At 37.5% G+C, this 18,444-nt stretch carries 20 protein-coding genes; 12 read left to right on the top strand and 8 right to left on the bottom strand.

Annotation, left to right across the window (positions count from 1 at the left end; genetic code table 11):
- Position 1 precedes the first annotated feature (1 nt).
- The gene (locus MKY81_RS00585; RefSeq protein WP_107920481.1) at positions 2-925 is read right to left on the bottom strand and encodes an iron-hydroxamate ABC transporter substrate-binding protein; all 924 of its coding nucleotides are present in this window, start codon (positions 923-925) and stop codon (positions 2-4) included.
- Positions 876-1,721: an ABC transporter ATP-binding protein gene (locus MKY81_RS00580; RefSeq protein WP_341116197.1), complete on the bottom strand. Its 846-nt coding sequence runs from the start codon at positions 1,719-1,721 to the stop codon at positions 876-878. Before MKY81_RS00580 ends, MKY81_RS00585 begins: the two co-directional genes overlap by 50 nt.
- Positions 1,722-1,941: 220 nt before the next feature.
- On the opposite strand from MKY81_RS00580, the gene MKY81_RS00575 reads away from it, so the two are divergent.
- On the top strand, positions 1,942-2,991 hold the full coding sequence (locus MKY81_RS00575) for an NAD(P)/FAD-dependent oxidoreductase (protein WP_107920479.1): 1,050 nt from the start codon (positions 1,942-1,944) through the stop codon (positions 2,989-2,991).
- 75 nt (positions 2,992-3,066) lie between these two features.
- On the opposite strand, the gene MKY81_RS00570 is transcribed toward MKY81_RS00575, so the two are convergent.
- From MKY81_RS00570 to MKY81_RS00560, 3 genes are read right to left on the bottom strand one after another with little or no spacing between them, the layout of a single operon-like run.
- Positions 3,067-3,339 (bottom strand): Na+/H+ antiporter NhaC family protein, encoded by a 273-nt coding sequence (locus MKY81_RS00570; RefSeq protein ID WP_249927552.1) that lies wholly within the window; start codon positions 3,337-3,339, stop codon positions 3,067-3,069.
- Between the two features lie 24 nt (positions 3,340-3,363).
- Positions 3,364-3,540, bottom strand: a complete 177-nt coding sequence (locus MKY81_RS00565) for a hypothetical protein (RefSeq protein WP_341116194.1) — start codon at positions 3,538-3,540, stop codon at positions 3,364-3,366.
- 44 nt (positions 3,541-3,584) lie between these two features.
- Positions 3,585-4,769 (bottom strand): hypothetical protein, encoded by a 1,185-nt coding sequence (locus MKY81_RS00560; protein WP_341116193.1) that lies wholly within the window; start codon positions 4,767-4,769, stop codon positions 3,585-3,587.
- Positions 4,770-5,322: 553 nt separating this feature from the next.
- Between MKY81_RS00560 and MKY81_RS00555 the strand changes: the two genes are divergently transcribed.
- Positions 5,323-6,669, top strand: a complete 1,347-nt coding sequence (locus tag MKY81_RS00555; RefSeq protein WP_107920477.1) for an IS200/IS605 family element transposase accessory protein TnpB — start codon at positions 5,323-5,325, stop codon at positions 6,667-6,669.
- Positions 6,670-6,797: 128 nt separating this feature from the next.
- Here the strand turns inward: MKY81_RS00555 and MKY81_RS00550 are convergent, their stop codons facing one another.
- Entirely contained in the window at positions 6,798-7,100 is a 303-nt protein-coding gene (locus MKY81_RS00550; RefSeq protein ID WP_066228847.1) for a heme biosynthesis protein HemY, read from the bottom strand.
- Between the two features lie 257 nt (positions 7,101-7,357).
- Between MKY81_RS00550 and MKY81_RS00545 the strand changes: the two genes are divergently transcribed.
- The gene (locus MKY81_RS00545; protein ID WP_341116188.1) at positions 7,358-8,062 is read left to right on the top strand and encodes a YjjG family noncanonical pyrimidine nucleotidase; all 705 of its coding nucleotides are present in this window, start codon (positions 7,358-7,360) and stop codon (positions 8,060-8,062) included.
- A 111-nt stretch (positions 8,063-8,173) separates the two neighbouring features.
- Here the strand turns inward: MKY81_RS00545 and guaC are convergent, their stop codons facing one another.
- On the bottom strand, positions 8,174-9,157 hold the full coding sequence (guaC, locus tag MKY81_RS00540; protein WP_341116186.1) for a GMP reductase: 984 nt from the start codon (positions 9,155-9,157) through the stop codon (positions 8,174-8,176).
- 370 nt (positions 9,158-9,527) lie between these two features.
- On the opposite strand from guaC, the gene MKY81_RS00535 reads away from it, so the two are divergent.
- On the top strand, positions 9,528-9,680 hold the full coding sequence (locus MKY81_RS00535; protein ID WP_160331419.1) for a hypothetical protein: 153 nt from the start codon (positions 9,528-9,530) through the stop codon (positions 9,678-9,680).
- Positions 9,681-9,710: 30 nt separating this feature from the next.
- On the opposite strand, the gene MKY81_RS00530 is transcribed toward MKY81_RS00535, so the two are convergent.
- On the bottom strand, positions 9,711-10,649 hold the full coding sequence (locus MKY81_RS00530) for a bile acid:sodium symporter family protein (protein WP_341116185.1): 939 nt from the start codon (positions 10,647-10,649) through the stop codon (positions 9,711-9,713).
- Positions 10,650-10,847: 198 nt separating this feature from the next.
- Here MKY81_RS00530 and MKY81_RS00525 point away from each other — a divergent pair, with 198 nt between their 5' ends.
- From MKY81_RS00525 to MKY81_RS00490, 8 genes are read left to right on the top strand one after another with little or no spacing between them, the layout of a single operon-like run.
- Complete coding sequence (locus MKY81_RS00525) at positions 10,848-11,639, top strand: IclR family transcriptional regulator (RefSeq protein WP_108073201.1); 792 nt, start codon at positions 10,848-10,850, stop codon at positions 11,637-11,639.
- The gene (locus MKY81_RS00520) at positions 11,640-12,653 is read left to right on the top strand and encodes a DctP family TRAP transporter solute-binding subunit (protein ID WP_107920474.1); all 1,014 of its coding nucleotides are present in this window, start codon (positions 11,640-11,642) and stop codon (positions 12,651-12,653) included. It begins immediately after the preceding gene.
- A 14-nt stretch (positions 12,654-12,667) separates the two neighbouring features.
- Positions 12,668-13,156 carry a TRAP transporter small permease gene (locus MKY81_RS00515; RefSeq protein ID WP_107920473.1) on the top strand — a complete coding sequence of 163 codons (489 nt, stop codon included), beginning with the start codon at positions 12,668-12,670 and terminating at the stop codon, positions 13,154-13,156.
- The gene (locus tag MKY81_RS00510; protein ID WP_107920472.1) at positions 13,153-14,490 is read left to right on the top strand and encodes a TRAP transporter large permease; all 1,338 of its coding nucleotides are present in this window, start codon (positions 13,153-13,155) and stop codon (positions 14,488-14,490) included. The genes MKY81_RS00515 and MKY81_RS00510 overlap by 4 nt, the downstream gene beginning before the upstream one ends.
- A 56-nt stretch (positions 14,491-14,546) precedes the next feature.
- Positions 14,547-15,317, top strand: a complete 771-nt coding sequence (locus tag MKY81_RS00505) for an SDR family NAD(P)-dependent oxidoreductase (protein ID WP_107920471.1) — start codon at positions 14,547-14,549, stop codon at positions 15,315-15,317.
- 35 nt (positions 15,318-15,352) lie between these two features.
- Complete coding sequence (locus MKY81_RS00500; protein WP_107920470.1) at positions 15,353-15,826, top strand: PPC domain-containing DNA-binding protein; 474 nt, start codon at positions 15,353-15,355, stop codon at positions 15,824-15,826.
- Complete coding sequence (locus MKY81_RS00495; protein WP_107920469.1) at positions 15,827-17,308, top strand: class I adenylate-forming enzyme family protein; 1,482 nt, start codon at positions 15,827-15,829, stop codon at positions 17,306-17,308.
- Positions 17,305-18,441, top strand: coding sequence for a thiolase C-terminal domain-containing protein (locus tag MKY81_RS00490; RefSeq protein ID WP_107920468.1), 1,137 nt, complete (start codon positions 17,305-17,307; stop codon positions 18,439-18,441). Before MKY81_RS00495 ends, MKY81_RS00490 begins: the two co-directional genes overlap by 4 nt.
- Positions 18,442-18,444: the final 3 nt, after the last annotated feature.

The raw sequence follows: 18,444 nt of genomic DNA, 5'->3' as shown, positions 1-18,444 counted from the left end.
TTTATTTACCTAAAAATGACTTTTCGAAAAATTTAAGTTGCTTTTCTAATGTAATTGGATCGTTAAAAGAAGCTCCATTCCCTTCCATTTCATACACATGGTTGTTTTTGACAGCAGGAATATTTTTGTACGATTCTGTTTTTTGAAATGAGGTGTCAGCATCAGAATATTTACTTAAAATAACATAATCACCTGCATATTCTGGAAGTACTTCGGAAGATAAAGTGTAATAACCCGCTTTTAATGCCTTTTCTTTTACCTTTTCAGGCATTTTTAGTTTCATTGATTGATATAATATTTCTGTTCCGCGTGCCCAGTTATCTCCGTAAACATATAGATCTTTTCCGAAACTCTCTATGACGGAAACTGTTGCATTTTCGCCGATTTTCGCGCGGATTTCATCTCCGGCTGCTTGGGCACGTTGTTGAAAATCATCTACCCATTCTTTTGCTTCCTTTTCCTTGTTTACTAGTTTTCCTATTTCTACATGCTGAGTTAAATAATCAACTTTTCCCCAAGTATAAGTAACAGTTGGAGCTATTTTTTTCAACTTATCAATATTTTTCGTAGTAGATAAGCCAATAATTAAGTCTGGCTTTAACTCTATGATTTTTTCAATATTATCCTCCGAAACTTCTTCGGCATCTTTCAATTGATCTTTAAATGTAGGATTGTTTTTTGACCATGTATCAGCACCTACTACAGGGACGCCTAATGACAACACATTACCTGTAAAACCTGCTAATAAGACAACTCGCTTTGGATTTGCGGGTACTTTCACAGGCCCATTTTCAGATTGATATGTAATTGTTTTTTGTTTCTCCTCTTTTGTAGCATTGTCTTTACCCTTTCCAGTTGTTCCATTGCTGCAGGCACTAACAATTAACACTAAGAGCAAAATGATTGGAAATACGATTTTTTTCATGTTTATTTTCTCCTTTTAATAAGTTATAAGTGACACACATTGGTTTGTCGGTACGCGGATCTCTGCCGATTTCGGCGTCAATATTAAACACTTTTTGCAGAACATGTCGATTGATTACTTCTTCACAGTTACCTGCCTTTACGACTTCTCCATCTTTCATGGCAATAATGTGGTGGGCAAAACGGGCGGCTTGGTTCAATTCATGGAGGACCATAATGATGGTTCGTTCTTGTTTTTTATTTAGTTTTTGTAAAAGCTCTAAAATTTCTAGCTGGTGCGCCATATCTAAATAGGTGGTTGGCTCATCTAAAAAAATAATATCTGTTTCTTGTGCGAGAGCCATGGCGATCCATACACGTTGCCGTTGTCCGCCAGACAGTGCGTCGACAGGACGAAACTTGTAATCAATTGTTCCTGTCACTTCAAGTGCCCAATCAATGACTTCAATATCTTTTTTCGTTAAGCGGCCAAAGCCTTTTTGATAGGGAAAACGACCATAGGATACAAGTTCACCAACCGTAAGTCCATTCGCACTTTCCGGTGATTGCGGAAGAATCGCCATTTTTTTAGTTAAATTTTTTGTGTTTTCTTTCAAAATATCTTTTCCATCAAGAACAACGGATCCGGATTGATGAGAAATAATCCGCGTAATTGCTTTTAATAGAGTTGATTTTCCACAGCCGTTTGAACCGATAATCGTTGTGATTTTTTTATCAGGTATTTCAACACTGAGATTCTTCACAATGACATGTTCTCCGTAACCAATGTTTATATTGCTCGTATACAGGCGTTCCATTGTAACCTCCCAATTGTATTTGTTGATAATGATTCTCATTTTCAAGAATAACTATAGGGTGAATTATTTTTATTGTCAATCATTTTTTTAAGCGAAATATTTTAATGAAAAAAATGATTGAAATTGATAATCGTTATCAGTTAAAATGAATTTAAGAAAAAACATGGGAAGAAGTATGCATTTATTTACATAGATACATTGCTGAGGAGGGTTCGAAAAAATGGAACAGCAAGAGTTATTTGATGTGACAATCATTGGTGGAGGGCCGGCAGGGTTATACTCGGCGTTTTATAGTGGATTAAGAGAAATGAAGACAAAGATTATTGAATTTCAGCCATATTTAGGCGGAAAACTCCATGTGTATCCTGAAAAAATGATTTGGGATGTGGGCGGGCAGACACCAATACCAGGAGCGAAATTAATTGAACAGCTAGTCGTTCAGGGGCTAACTTTCCAGCCAACCGTAGTATTAAATGAAAAGGTTGAATCGATTTCACGCAATGTGGATGGCCAATTTGTCCTCCATGGTTCATCCGGTCAAAAGCATTTGTCAAAAACGGTTATTGTTGCAATCGGAAGCGGAATTTTAAACCCTCAAAAGCTGGAGATTGATGGGGCCGAGCGGTTTGAAGTGTCTAATTTACATTACACGGTAAAATCGCTAAAGCAGTTTAAAGATAAAAATGTGCTTATTTCTGGTGGTGGAAATTCTGCCATTGATTGGGCAAATGAGTTAGAATCCATTGCCAAAAATGTGTATGTAACATATCGAAAGGATACCTTGGCTGGTCATGAAGCTCAGGCTACACAATTAATGAATAGTTGTGCAGTTTGTTACTTGAATACGACGATAAAAAAACTCATTGCTAGCAGTAATCACGAGGAGATAGACGGGGTAGAACTGGAAAATCATGAAACCGGCGAGGTTCAGCAATTATCAGTGGATGAAGTTATTATTAATCATGGATTTCAACAAGATGCAACTTTATTGAAAGATAGTGACTTGGAAATTGAATTAGTCGATCACTACTATATTGCTGGAAATGCGATGAGCGAAACATCGGTGGAGGGTCTTTACGCAGCAGGTGATATTCTTATGCACGATGGAAAAGTAAACTTAATCGCCGGTGCTTTCCAAGATGCTGCGAACGCCGTCAATAAGGCAAAACAATTTATTCAGCCTGACGCCAACAAAATTGGGATGGTTTCTTCGCATAATGAGCTTTTTAAAAAGCGAAATAAAGAGTTGGTTAAAGAGATGATGAAATAGTCTTGTATGAAAAATGCCGAAAAAGGGATGTAATTCTTAGGTTACATCCCTTTAGTTTTCAATGTAGAATCATGATTATGTGCAATCCCTTGTTTTTGCGATTCCAAATCCAGTGAAAATATAGATTAATGCAAACAAGATGCCTAGGTATGTCATTAGTGCAAATAGGATATAATCTCCTGTCGGTACTTTTAATGTATCGGCGATAAAAGCACCTGTAACACTCCAAGGGATAATGGGGGCAAAGGCAGTTCCTGTGTCTTCCATCGTTCTTGACCAATTTTTCCTGTGAAGTTGGTATTTATCATATAATGGACTGATCATTGGTCCAACAACAGCGAAAGTCACATAATAGCTTCCGGATCGACTTTCTCATTCTTTCTTTTGCCATCTAACTCCACATATAACAGATAAAATAATCACCGATACACCGGGAAAGATTAGAACAATCGTTGAAGGAGCTCCAAGATAAAGAATCCCGACAAACATAACTGCAAATGAAACAATCAGTAATGTAATAGATTTCCATGTAGACAAAATTGGATCCATCTAAGTTCCCCCAAAATATAAAAGAGGGATAAAGCCCTCTTTCTTTATAATGTTTTTACAAGAATACTAGCGATAATAACTGATGCGACGGTGACAGTTGTAAAGCCTGCAATCAGCATAGGTGGTGATAGTTCATTAAGCAGGATTTGTTGTTCTTCCTCAGTTCGTCCGACACTTCTGCTAACTTCCTGACAGAGAATATAGTCTGCTGGAAAGCCAAACATGGCCGTTAATGCTAGGGACATCCCTTTATACGGATGCCATTTTGTTAGTTTTGAAAATAGATATCCACCTAAGATGATGCCAATTTGTCCAATCACAATAATGGCTAGAATTTGTGGGATGAAATGTAAAAATTCTTTTAGACTAACAGTACTCATCGAAGCGATAACGATAAAGATTGTACCTAAGATGGCTATACTTGAAGCTTTTGCCTTATCCATAATATTTTCATCATAAAATTTTACTCTTGCTCCTATCACACCGATGACTAGACACCAAATAGTTGAGCTCACACCCGTTACGTTTCCAATAACCGTGGCAATGGAAGCTCCTAGAAAAAGTTTAAATAGTAGAACATTGGCTGTATTGAATTCGTATTTCCTTTTTTTCTTCGTTATAGCTGTTGAATGGTTCATCGTTGTTTCTAATGTGGCAGCAGCTTGTTTGTGTCGCTCAAGAAGGTCCGTTTTATCGCGTAAAATTAGAGCATATTTTCGAAGGAAAATAGAAGCAACCGGCATACCAAATAGTTTATGTATCGCTAAAACTAAGGCAGGGATTGCTACTAAACTTTCGAAACCCAGCTCTTTTAATTCCGTGGAAGTAACGAGAAAAGCAACAATTCCTCCAACAATCGGGCCCATTCCGGCGACTGCTGTTTCATAACCGAAGAGTAAAGTGATAATGGGAAGGACAAGAACTAAGGCAATTAATGCTCCCCCTAGGGATATTATGACTGCTTTGTATTGTTTAGACATCATAGATAATGGGATGAGTGTCCCTAAATGGACTACTAATGGCCCTGTTAATAACGTACCAATACCATTGAAGGATGAGGTATCAACAATATTTTTTGGGAAAATTCCTGTCCAAACAAGTACGAGAAATCCAAGAATAGCAACGAGCAGCATAGGTACTCTTGCACGAGTTAGCACAGAAATAATTTCACCGACAGCTACTAACGCGAGAATTAACATTGCGGCAAATACTGGTTCATTAATCGTCATGTAATCTTCTCCTTTGATGAATGGTTTAAAATATTCGGATAAAAACTTCTAAACAGAATTGGTGAAAAGAAAGCAATATCCAATTATTTTCATACAATATGAAATCAATAAATGGATATTATTTTTCAAATGTTAATTTATAATTCATATTCTTCTAACATTTGATAAATAATATAAAAATGATTATAAAATATATTGGTTGAATTTTCTATGCATTTCTGAAAATTTTATTTTTTTATTTTGCAAGAAGGCTCTAAAATAACGTTTGAACAAAAAGAAGCGCCGCATTCCCCTTCAAAATCTTTGATTTAGTGGGGGTTAGGCGCTTATTCTTTCTCTTTCCTTGGTTTTCAATATCTTTTTTTATTCTTTTAATCATTGCACCTCCAGTGGTTAATACCATATAACTTCTACTACAAAAATCTGGTTTCTAGTAATATTTAGCCTCAAGGTAAAAAGTTTTCAAAATATATTATCTAATCAAAATACATTATTGCCTTTACAACGTACTTTGCTATGATAGATAGGAAGGAACCTTTTGGAGGGTTTGATAATGAAAATTGTAAAAACATTAAAATACAAAATTATTAATCATTCAAAGATCTTCCACTCGACACTAGACATCTATAATCGAGCGTTAACATTCATAATGGATGTCATTGATAAAGAGTTTGATCATTTGGATTCCATCTCAACGAAGACGATTGTCCCTGCTGTCGAGAAGCTCATTCATGTTACAAAATCAAACCCTCAACCAAAGTACCCTGAGTTCAATCGTCTTTTCTATAAATTTCCTTCTTATTTTAGAAGGAGTGCCATAGCCGCCGCTTTTGGAAAAATCAAAAGCTATCGTTTCAATCTAAAAAATTGGGAAGAAGAAAAGAAAATGGCTTTTTCAGAAGGGAAGAAATTCAAGAAAAAACCTCCTAGATTACAATTAGAACACAAAGAGTTCCCAGTATTTTATCGGGGAAACATGTTCAAAAAGACCTCTCATACTACAGCAAAAATTAAAGTCTTTCATCAAAATGATTGGATTTGGAAAGAGATTCACTTTAAACCACAGGACGAATACAAGCGTGGGGTCTGGAACTGGAAAGAAAATAATCCAAAGCTTGTCCAGGTGGGGAAAAAGTTCTTTCTACATGTTAGTTATGAATCTCAAGTAAAATTAAATCATACAAACATACAAAACCAAAGAATTTGTGCAGTAGACCTAGGAATCAACCAATCTGCCGTTTGTTCCGTGATGGATGCGAAAGGAACTGTCTTGGCTCGAACATTCATTAATCAGCCAATAGAAAAAGACCAATTGTATACCATAACAAACAAACTTAGGAAAGCTCAATCCATTTCAGGGAGAATTACTGCGCCAAATTTTTGGAGAAGAATAAACGGTTTGCAAAAACAAATCGTGAACGATACTTCACATGAAATTGTTACATTCGCGAAAGAGCATAGGTGTGATGTGATTGTATTCGAGTACCTTGATCAGATGAAAATGCCTAAAGGATTTTGGGGTGCGAAAAAACTGCGTTTCAAACTTCGGTACTGGCGAAAGAAAGGAATCCAAAATAAAGTCGAAGAAATGGCCCATTACCTAGGAATGAGAATTTCAAGGATTAACGCCCGCAATACAAGTGTGTTAGCATTTGATGGCTCTGGAAAAGTGCAACGAAATGCTAAAAAGGACCTCGCTACGTTTACGACAGGAAAAGTGTATCATGCAGATTTACAAGCTTCGTATAATATAGGGGCCCGTTATTTTATTCGTGGCATGCAAAAATCCATTTCTGAAAAGAAATGGTTGGCTCTTCAGGCAAAAGTTCCTGAGTTGTCAAAAAGAACTGAACAAACCTTGTCTTCATTCATTAGTCTGAATCAAGCGCTAGAGACATGAAAGGTGTCTTATCTGCTGATTTTGTACTGTATTTAAGATAAGGGATGCTCCAACAAAATCTATGATTTGGAGAGGTTCACTAATGTTGAGAAATAAGGTGAAAAAGGGATAGTGGAGTACTATCCCTTTTAATGTCCATGATTTCCTTTTGTCGGATTAGTGATCACAAACTCTTCCTCGGGTACATAGAAAAATTGAATCCATACCCCATCCAAATAGTCTTCATCGCGTTTGTCTAACAGAATATCGATTCCTTTATCTGTTTTGACAATTTCATCATGCTCTGTTGGATGATCAAATTGCAGTGCGTAATGGGCATGGTCACCATGTACTTCTGTAATAATTACGCGAAGCATCTTTCCTTCGGATTCTTCGTCCTTTAACATCTTATCCATCACTTTTGCTGCATTACGATTGATTTTAACCTTCATTAAAATGACCTCAATTCTTTTTCAAGCATGTGCTTAACTGCTATCATTTTATCACAAGAAACCGGGTTCTATACAAATGGAGACGATGGCAACCTGTATTTTTCCTATTTGATTAATTGTAAAAAAAGGATCTAAAAAAAAGAGGTTGAAACTTATGATAGAATATTAGTAAATAAATTTCTTGTAAAATAAGCTTTTATGCTTATTGGTATATTACCAATCAACTCTCAACATTGATGTGAATTGGAGGCATTTTTATGAAAACCTATCAAACTTTACTTTTTGATATAGATGATACGTTATTAGATTTTGGAGCGGCCGAGGATTTAGCGTTACGTATGCTGTTTGCAGATCAAGAAATAGTTTTAACAGACGAAATGAAAGCGAGATATGATTTACTCAATCAAGGTCTTTGGCGATCTTTTGAAGAGGGAAAAATTACTCGTGATGAGATAGTGAATACTCGCTTTTCAATCTTCTTAAAGGAATATGGCAAAGAGGTTGATGGGGCAATCCTCGGAAAGAAATATAGTAGTTATTTAGCTAAAGGACATCAGCTGATTGATGGAGCACTTGAACTAATAACTAATTTGCAGCAGCAATATGATCTCTATATAGTCACAAATGGTGTTTCTGAAACTCAATATAAACGCCTGCATGATTCTGGATTATATTCGCTGTTTAAGGATATTTTTGTTTCTGAAGATACCGGATATCAGAAACCAATGAAGGAATACTTTGATTATGTTTTTGCCAGAATTCCTCACTTCTCAAAGGAAAAAACGTTAATTATCGGGGATTCATTAAGTGCAGATATGCGGGGTGGATATGTTGCAGGAATAGACACATGCTGGTTTAATCCTAACATGAAGAGCAACAATACTGACGTTATACCAACGTATCAAATTCGGAAACTTGATGAATTATATCAAATTTTACAAGTAGAAATGAATGTCGTGTAAGGGGAAGGGCCTCAATCGACAATACTTGCTAGACAAATAGAAATGGGCACAGCTATTCTAAATGAAAAGTTGTGCCCGTTTGTATAATATAGGTCCAAACGATAAATAAATTTAGTACACCCGGTCCCCATTAAAGATTGAATTTTTTACAACGACATAGTCTACATTGCGGATAGCATCTAGTTTGCTTCCACCGGCGTATGAAATAGAGGATTGTAGATCCTGCTCCATTTCAATTAGTGTATCTTGTAATTTGCCTTTATGTTCTACGTGCATTTTCTTGCCTTCTACGTTTTTCTTTTCGCCCTTTTGAAATTCAGAAGCAGAGCCAAAGTATTCTTTATAAAGCTTTCCATCTTTCTCAAACGTCTCACCCGGAGATTCTTCGTGTCCCGCAAATAAGGATCCGATCATAACCATCGATGCACCGAAGCGAATCGATTTTGCAATATCCCCATGGGTACGAATACCGCCATCTGCAATAATTGGCTTGCTTGCTGCTTTTGCACACCAACGCAGCGCAGCTAATTGCCAACCACCTGTTCCAAACCCCGTTTTAATCTTTGTAATACAAACTTTTCCGGGCCCAATTCCGACTTTTGTAGCATCTGCACCCGCATTTTCCAGCTCTCTAACAGCCTCAGGAGTTCCAACATTTCCGGCAATCACAAAGCTTTCTGGCAAGTGTTTCTTAATATGCTGAATCATATTAATGACTGCATTGGAATGTCCATGTGCAATATCAATCGTAATATATTCAGGTACTAGGTTTTCTTCGGCAAGCTGTTGAATGAACTGATATTCTTCCTCTTTCACACCAACGCTAATCGACGCATACAACCCGCGAGATTTCATGTCCTTAATAAACGTTGATCGCTTTTCCGGTTGGAAACGATGCATAATATAAAAATAATCGTTTTCTGCTAAGAATAGGGCTACCTTTTCATCAATAATTGTCTGCATATTAGCAGGAACAACAGGAAGCCTAAATGTGCGTCCACCTAATTTTACTGATGTATCACACTCAGAACGGCTGTTTACCACACATTTTGCAGGAATTAATTGAATATCTTCGTAGTCAAATACATTTTCCATAAATAACACTCCTAAACACGAATATTGAAATCATTTTCATTAAAAATCATTCGTATATTTCTAATTTAAAACATTATCTTCATTATGTCAAAGTTTTTTAATTTTTATGTAAAAAGTGGCAGGTCATCTGAAATGGTCAGCTTCCTAAAAAAGTGAAAAGAAGAAGGAAAAAGCTGATATTTTGACGAATATTGTAAAAGTATAAAAAATTGTGGTACAATTACTGAAATTTAATTTAATAAAATGGCTGTCCATCATCTTTACTACACCATTCTTAATGGAATACATACAATAACTATGATTTAAACAATACGATAGACGGATAATAGTGAATTAAAATTTTTGTAAATAACTATTGGGGGACTATGTCATGGAAGAAAAGGATATAGAATTGCAATTTAAAAGAATACTAGACTTCGGATACCAAAAGGGAAACGAAGCAGGCATATCAGCTAATCAACTTATTGAAGAACTATCGGAGAAATTGAAAATACTTGTCCATTATGAACGTAAGGAAGACTAGTGGGAAAGTAAACTTGTTTATTTTCCCACACTAGTCCGACCTTCTGGCCGATACTTCCGTTTTGTCCCTATAGGATAACATGTTTGCAACAAGTGCGCCGATGGTTAGGTTGACGACCATATTGGCAACGGCTGGCACGGCGGCAACGGAGCTGATGTGTTGCATGGCAAGGGTTGAAGATAGGGCGGTATTGCAGATGCCTACATGAAAAAGAATGGATCTACTGCTTGGTTCTGCAATGTTAAAGTGCCGCGCGATCCAATAGCCGGCTATCATTGGAATCGATACTTGAAAAAAGACGGCGATAAAGATCAGCGGGAGCAACTCAATATGTTGGTGCAAGGATTGTTGCGCTCCCGAAATAACGGATAACACGACAATAAATAACGCAATAGTAGAAATAAATGACGTATAAGGTTGGACATACTTCACCTTATCGGACCACTTCCATTGCAAGAATAACCCAATAAAAAGAGGGATGAACACGATATAAATAATATTTAAAAATAATGGTAAAAAAGCAATTTCAATAAATTTTCCGGCAGAAACTTGGACAAGTGTTGGCGTCAAAAGTGGTGAGATGATTGTATCCATCGTGGCCATCGTGATGCTTAATGCAACTTCTCCTCCGGCAATAAATGTATATAAATTAGCGGATGTTCCACTAGGAACAGTACCAGCTAAAATGACCCCGGCTGCGATTTCAGGTTCTGTCCGAAAGAATAGAAAGGCAATCACGATTGTTACACCTACTGTAATGATCCATTTCAATGCGACCCCGATCAATGCATTTTTCGGCTTTTTCAATACAGACAAAATACTTTGACTTGAAAGTGACATCCCCATTAAAAGAAAAATAGTCCCTAATCCAATTCCTGTAAAGCTTCTAATCGAACGAAAAGTATTTGGAAAAACATAAGCAATAATCGACAACAAAACAATCCATAAAGGCAAAAACTTCGATAACATCCTCATGCAAAATTGGAAAATCTTCATAGAATTACCTCCGACTATTCCTTCCAACATATTAAATACTACCAATTTACTATACTTTCTATCTAATAAACAATAACTTTATCGTAAAAATATAAATATTAATAACATATTGACAATTTAAAAATATCTAATTTATAATAATCCCGTAAAATGTAACTAGGGTTCCGAATAATGAAACCAAATACGGGGGTGATTCCATTCGCAGAGGTTCTTAAAACTGTAGAGAAGGCATTCAAATTAGTAGAAATGCTTGCAGAGAAGCCAATGACATTTACCGAAATGGTAAGCAAAGCAAAGAGCAATAAAGCAACAATTCATCGTTTTCTTTCCACCTTTGACCAGTTAGGTTACATCACAAAAGACCATCAAGAGAAATATTACTTATCACAACAATGGTTACAAATTGCCCAAAAGGCATCTGACAACTTAGACCTCAACAGTATTGCACGACCATATCTCCAATCCATCGCAGAAAAAGTAAATGAAAGTACTTTCTTGGCACAGTTTGTAGGGGATCAAGTTCTTTATGTAGAAAAAATGGAAAGCCAATCAGCTGCCCGCATTGTATTGGGAGTTGGAAAACATGCACCATTATACTGTGTCGCATCCGGGAAACTATACTTAGCACATCTAACCGAAAAACAACTAGATTCATATTTTTTAAGAAACAAATTGGAAGCGCATACAGAGAATACGATTACGAGCAGGACTCAACTGATAGTTGAATTAGAAAAGGTTCGGAAAAATGGCTATGCCATTGACCGTGAAGAATGGGAGAAAGGATTAAAGGGAATTGCCTTCCCCATTTATAATGCGCGAAACGAATTGGCAGGTGCACTCTGTGTCGCCGGATTATCCTATCGATTTGATGATGAGGTAATGGAAAAAGCGATTATTCTTGGAAAACACGCAACAAAAGATCTTTCATTAAGACTAGGATTTATAAACAAGGGGGAATTGTAAATGAAGGGGAGAAAACTAGCACTAATCATTGTGAGCGCTATTTTGTTGGTTGCATTAGCGGGATGTGGCAGCTCAAAAAGCGCCTCTGGAGGGAAAAAAAGTTATAACCTAAAAATGTCTGTTACCGTTTCTGAATCTTCAACATGGTATAAAGCCGCGGAGAAATTCGCGAAGGAAGTAGAAGAGAAAACAGATGGAAGAATCAAAACAAAGGTTTATCCAAATGAACAATTATCCGGCGGCGATTCTGCCAAAGGTGTAGAAATGCTTGTAAAAGGATCAACCGATTTCAGCTATCATTCACCTATTATCTATTCTGTTCTCGACGCTCGTCTCGGTGTTGTCAGTGCCCCATTTCTATTTAAAGACTTAAATGAAGTTGATCAAAAAATGAATGGAAAAGGTGGAGAAGAGTTAAAGAAAATCCTCTCAGAAAAAGGCATCGAAACATTAGGCTTTGGTGAAAACGGCTTTAGACAAGTTACTAACAGTGTTCATCCAATTAAAACGCCTCCAGACTTGAAAGGATTAAAAATACGTATTCCAGGTATCAAAATGTATACCGATTTATGGAGAGGGTATGGAGCAGATCCAACGGCTATGACATTCTCTGAAGTATTTACAGCTTTACAGCAACATACGATTGATGGTCAAGAAAACCCAATTGACGTTATTTATTCTTCTAAGCTAAATGAAGTTCAAAAATACATCTCAATGTGGAATTATTCCTATGACCCGTTAATTTTCGGTATGAACAAAAAGAAATTCGACAGTATGAGTCCAGACGATCAAAAAATTATTAAAGAAGCTGCAAAAAATGCGAATGAGTATCAAATTAAATTAGCTCGTGAACAAGAAGAAAAACAAATTCAAGAATTAAAAGATTCTGGGATGGAATTTTATTATCCAACCGATGCTGAAATCGAACAATTTAAAAAAGCATCAGAAAATATTTATAAAACGTATGAAAAAGATTGGGGAGCTGACTTGTTGAAAGCCTTTCAAGAAAGCTAAGAGGGGGAACGTTCATGTCTAAGATAATTGCTTATATAGAAAATACTGTCTTAGCAGTTTCATTAGGTGTAATGAGTCTAGTAGCATTTGCTAATATCGTTTCACGCTATTTATTCCATTACTCTATTTCATTTACGGAAGAGGTGACCGTTAACCTATTTGTCCTGGTTACCTTTTTAGGTGCTGCGGCGGGGATTAGAAACAATGCCCATCTCGGTTTCTCTATGTTATTTGATAAGTTAACCGGCGTACCCAAAAAAGTGCTAATTGTTTTTAGCAGCACACTTATTTCCGTCATCTTTCTCGTTTTTGTCTACTTTGGCTATGACATGGTCAGTTTTCAAGTAGAATCGAATCAAATGACACCCGCACTGGGCTTGCATCAATGGATTTTTACATTAGGATTTCCGATTGGTTGTCTATTTGGTTTATATCGGGCGATTGAAGCTGGCTTCATTGAATGGAAAGAAACGAAAGCTAATGAAAGTGGGGTTAAAGCATGACAACACTTTTACTATTTGGGATCTTTGCCCTACTCGTTATCATTAGAATTCCGATCGCAATCTCCTTAGCGGTCTCCTCCATTGTTGTTCTCTTAGTAAGTGGAGGAATTGATAATCTTGCACTCGTACCGGATGTGTTATATTCCAGTGTTGCGAAATTCACACTTCTGGCAATTCCGTTCTTTGTCCTTGCCGGAGTCATTATGGATTATGCAGGGATTTCGAAGCGCTTGATTCATTTTGCTGATGTATGTGTCGGTCATCTTAAAGGCGGAATGATCTTTGTAACTGTCATAACAGCAATTTTCTTTGCTGCTATTTCGGGGTCTGGACCAGCTACGGTTGCTGCAATCGGAAGTATTCTCATTCCGGCCCTTGTGAAAAATGGAATGAAACGAGAATCGGCAAGTGCGTTGTTAGCAAGTTCCGGTTCTATTGGGATTGTTATCCCTCCAAGTATTGCCTTCATCGTTTTTGCCGTTGTTGCTGGTGATCAGATTAGTATTTCTATTGGACGTTTATTTGTTGCCGGAATTATTCCAGGATTATTAATGGGAATTGGTTTCATTATTTCGGCGCTTTATGTAAAAAACAGAGGCTTAGTTAGGCAGTCGATTGGCAATGAAGAGGTTGCTGCTACTTTAGAAAAAAGAGAAAGAGCATCTGGAAAGGAAGTTTTTAAAGCCTTCCGCAGTGCGATTTGGGGGCTTTTAATACCAGTCATTATTCTTGGCGGTATTTACGGAGGAATATTTACCCCAACAGAAGCAGCTGTTGTTGCTGTCTTTTACGGATTTATCGTCGGGATCTTTATTTATCGTGAATTGAGTATAAAAGATATTTTTAAAATTCTTTATGATGCGTCGATCCAAACAGCAGTTATCACATTTATTGTCAGTGCCGCATCCTTATTCGCGTATATCATTACAACTGAACAAATTGCACAAACAATGTCGGATTCGTTATTAGGTCTTTCATCCAGTCCAATTGTCTCACTATTAATCATCAATGTTATTTTGTTAATTGCTGGTGCATTTATCGATGCGATTTCTGCGTTCTATATTTTTGTTCCGATTTTAATTCCAGTGATTATACACTTCAATATTGATCCAACCGTGTTCGGTGTCTTTATGACAGTCAACCTTGCAATCGGATTATTTACACCGCCAGTCGGATTGAATTTATATGTAGCTAGCGGGATTGGAAATGTGAAGATCCATAAAATTTCAAAGGCTATCGTTCCATTTTTAATATCGGCTGTCATTGTTTTGCTTTTGATTACGTATATTCCAGCACTGTCAACATTTTTACCTAATTTAATGGGGATCAAATAATTATCGGCCCCTTTTCAGATTGAAAAGGGCCAACAAAATTAAAGGAGCTGTTCTAAATGGGGAAACTTGAAGGTCATGTAGCGATAATAACTGGTGCATCTGGTGGAATTGGCGGTGGATGTGCATATAGGCTTGCCCAAGAAGGTGCCAATATAGTGATTGTTGATTTAATCGATGCAAGTGAGATGGTAGAAAAAATCACATTGGAATTTCCGGAAAGCAAGGTTCGATCCCATCAAATCGACATTCGCGATAATGATGAAATTCAATCAGTTGTTGATCAAACGGTTGAAGAGTTTGGAAAAATCGATATTTTAATTAATAATGCAGGAACATGCGGACGTGTTGATATTGAAGAAATGACAGAAGAAATTTGGGATCGCGACTTAAACACAAATTTAAAAGCCACTTTCTTCTTTACGCAAAAGGTCCTTTATCCACATATGGTTTCTCGGGGATATGGACGAATTGTAAATATTAGTTCGATTTCGGGAATGAATGGCGGGCATATTTCCGGATTTGATGCAAATAGCTGGAAGGGAAGATCGGGACCTGCTTATGCTGCAAGTAAAGGTGGAGTAATTGCTTTAACGAAGTGGGTAGCAAAAGAGCTCGGTGCAAAGGGCATTACTTGTAATAGTGTGGCACCTGGTGCGGTCGAATCAAGAATTACAAGTGGGATCGCCTATAATCTGGATAATCAAGTTGTGAAGCGTATGGGGCAGCCGGAAGATATTGCTGAAGCAGTATGTTATTTTAGTACGCCAGAATCTAGCTATACTACTGGGCAAACACTTCGCGTATGTGGTGGTGCAGTATTTGCATAAGTAAGAAGAATGTGTAAACAAAGGGGGAAGAGAGCATGCGGCAGTCACATTCTCAATATAATGAAGAAAAAGGAATTTTATTAGGAAGTCTCGCGAAAGATGATGATTTGCTATTAGGTATTTTAAAGCAATGTGAAAAAAACAATATTCGAGCGGGAGCCTTTCATTGTATTGGCTCTTTGAAATCAGTGAATTATTGCATATTAGAAAAAGTGAACGGGGAATACACCTATACAACACCAATTAAGGAAAGTAAAACAGTCGAGCTTCTTAGTGGAAATGGCTTTATCGGTGTGAAAGAGGATGGCAGTCCAGACATTCATCTTCATGGAATTTTTATCGATGAGAAGGGCAAAATTGCCGGTGGTCACTTTCTTGAAGGTGGGAATTCGGTTGCTGTTACTGTTGAGTTTTCTGTTACTGCCTCTTCTGATGCAGTAGCAATTCGAGAGGCGATTCCCGGTACAGAATTTCGAGTTTTCAATTTTTATAAAGAGGGGGAAAAGTAGTTGGAAACAATCGCATCTTATGCAAAGAAAGCTTTTCTTACTTTTAAAAATACACCGGCTGTTAAATATAAAGATATTATCCACACATATGGAGAATTAGAAAGTAGAACATATAAAATTGTCTCATTTCTCCAAGGAAAAGGAGTTAAAAAAGGTGATCGGGTAGCGATCTTAATGTCAAACCGATCTGAACATATTGAGCTTGATTTGGCATGTGCATTTGGAGGATTTATCAAAGTTCCATTAAATTATAGACTGCACCCTTCAGAACATGAATATATGATTGAGCAGTCAGGTGCGATGATTCTCATCGGAGAAGTGGAATTACTCGATTGTATCTCGTTACATATCCCGAAAATAACGGTTGGAGACATGTATGAAACACTTATTAAAGAAGCAGATCAGTCTTTTCAAGAGGTAGATATTCAGGAAAATGATCATTTTGCGATTATGTACACATCTGGAACAACAGGCAAACCAAAAGGAGTCACATTATCACACCGCAATATCGTTTCTGGTGCCCTATCGTTATCGCTAGCTTGTGAGATTAGTTGGGATGATGTAATTGGGCATGTTGCTCCATTAACACATGGAAGTAATTTTCTCTCCCATGCTGCTTGGTTATTTGGGTTAACCCAAGTCATTTTCGATAAATTTGATCCGGAAGACTTTTTAGATGACATTTATAAGGAAAAAGTGAGCGTGATTTTCCTCGTACCAACGATTGTGAATTTACTCGTTCAAGGAAAAAACTTTGATCCGAAAAAATTAAAGCATGTAAAAAGCATTAATATGGCTGGTTCTCCAATTGCTGCAAGCAAATTACGCTTTGCATTGGATCAAGTTGGGGAGAAATTTGTCGAAACGTATGGTCAGGTGGAAGCTCCGATGGCGATTACAATTATGCCGCGGAAGGAACTAGGAAAGCGTCTGGAATCCTGTGGGATGACTGGACCGTTTGTTGAGATGAAAGTAGTGGACGAAAAAGGTATAGAAGTGAAGCAAGGTGATGTAGGAGAAGTTATCTGCAAAGGATCACTGGTCATGGAAGGTTATTGGAATAATCCAGAAGCAACGAAGGAAACACTTCAAGATGGCTGGCTTTACACAGGCGATTTAGGTTGGGTAGATGATCGTGGATTTTTGCATCTCGTTGATCGGAAAAAAGAAGTAATCATTTCGGGTGGATTAAATATTTATCCGAGGGAAATTGAAGAAGTGCTAAATAAACATACCTCCGTTAAAGAAACCTGTGTAATTGGACTTCCCGATGAAAAATGGGGTGAGATGGTTTCAGCTTTTATTGTCTTAAGGGAAGGACATACAGCGACAGAAGAAGAAATGCTGGAGCTATGTAAGCAGCATTTGGGCAGCTTTAAGAAGCCTAAGCTCATTCAATTTATTGATGAATTACCAAAAAGCTCCTATGGGAAAATTTTAAAAAAAGAAATGAAAAAAATATATGGAGGTGTTCATAGTTGAAACAGGTCACTGTTATCGGAACAGGAATGACGAAATTTGGAACACTAGCCGATAAATCTCTTAAACAATTACTGCTGGAAGCTAGTTTTCAAGCATTAAAGGAAGCTAGTTTTCCAAAAATAGATGCCGTTTTTATCGGGAATTTTATGTCTGGGGCCCTCGCTAATCAAGAAATATTAGGTTCATTAATTGCTCATGACTTAGGACTTGGACCGATTCCCACGGTAAAAATGGAAGGTGCTTGTGCAAGCGGCGGGATTGCTTTTCGCCATGCCTGTGAAATGATTGAGGCCGGTATTTACGATACGGTCCTTGTGGCAGGTGGAGAAAAAATGAAACATGCCCAATCCGATGTCGTTATGCAGGCAATTAATGCCGCAATGGATACGGATAGCAATGAGAAAAAAGCGGGATTATCGTTCCCAGGATTTTTTGGTATTCTTGCCAACCGTTATTTTTATGAAACAGAGGCTTCGAAAAAGCATCTGGCGTTGGTTGCATTGAAAAATCGTGAATATGCTAGAAATAATCCAAATGCACAATATCGTGATCCGGCTACTTTAGATGAAATTATGAATGCACGGATGATTACAGAACCGTTGGGATTATTCGATTGCTCACCGATAACAGATGGAGCAGCTGCCATTGTGCTAACCCGAGGGGATAAGGGAATTAGCGTTATCGCTTCTTCTCAAGCATCTGGTCCAACTCAAGCCCAAGAGGTGGAGGATTTATTAACTATTAGTGCGATCAATCAATCCGCTTCGATGGCTTATGAACAAGCAGGTCTTGGTCCGGATGATATTGATGTCATCGAACTTCACGATTGTTTTTCAATGACGGAAATATTGGCGATTGAAGCATTAGGATTGGCTAAACGTGGGGAAGGCTGGAAACTGATAGAAGCGGAACAAACCAAACATGGTGGAAAGGTTCCTGTCAATACAAGCGGCGGATTGCTTTCAAGAGGACATCCAATTGGTGCCACTGGCTTAGCGCAAATCTACCAAGTCGTTCAACAATTACGAGGAACTGCTTGTAATCAAGTGGAGGGAGCAAGAATTGCCCTTGCCCAAAATCTAGGTGGAACAGGATCGTATTCCACAGTCCACATTTTTACAAATGGGAGGTAAAAA

Origin of the sequence: Heyndrickxia sp. FSL W8-0423 (assembly GCF_038009395.1) — a bacterium.
GTDB classification, from domain to species: domain Bacteria; phylum Bacillota; class Bacilli; order Bacillales; family Bacillaceae_C; genus Heyndrickxia; species Heyndrickxia sporothermodurans.
The sequence above is the reverse complement of the archived record's forward strand: the minus strand, read 5'-3'. Positions and strand labels throughout refer to the sequence as shown.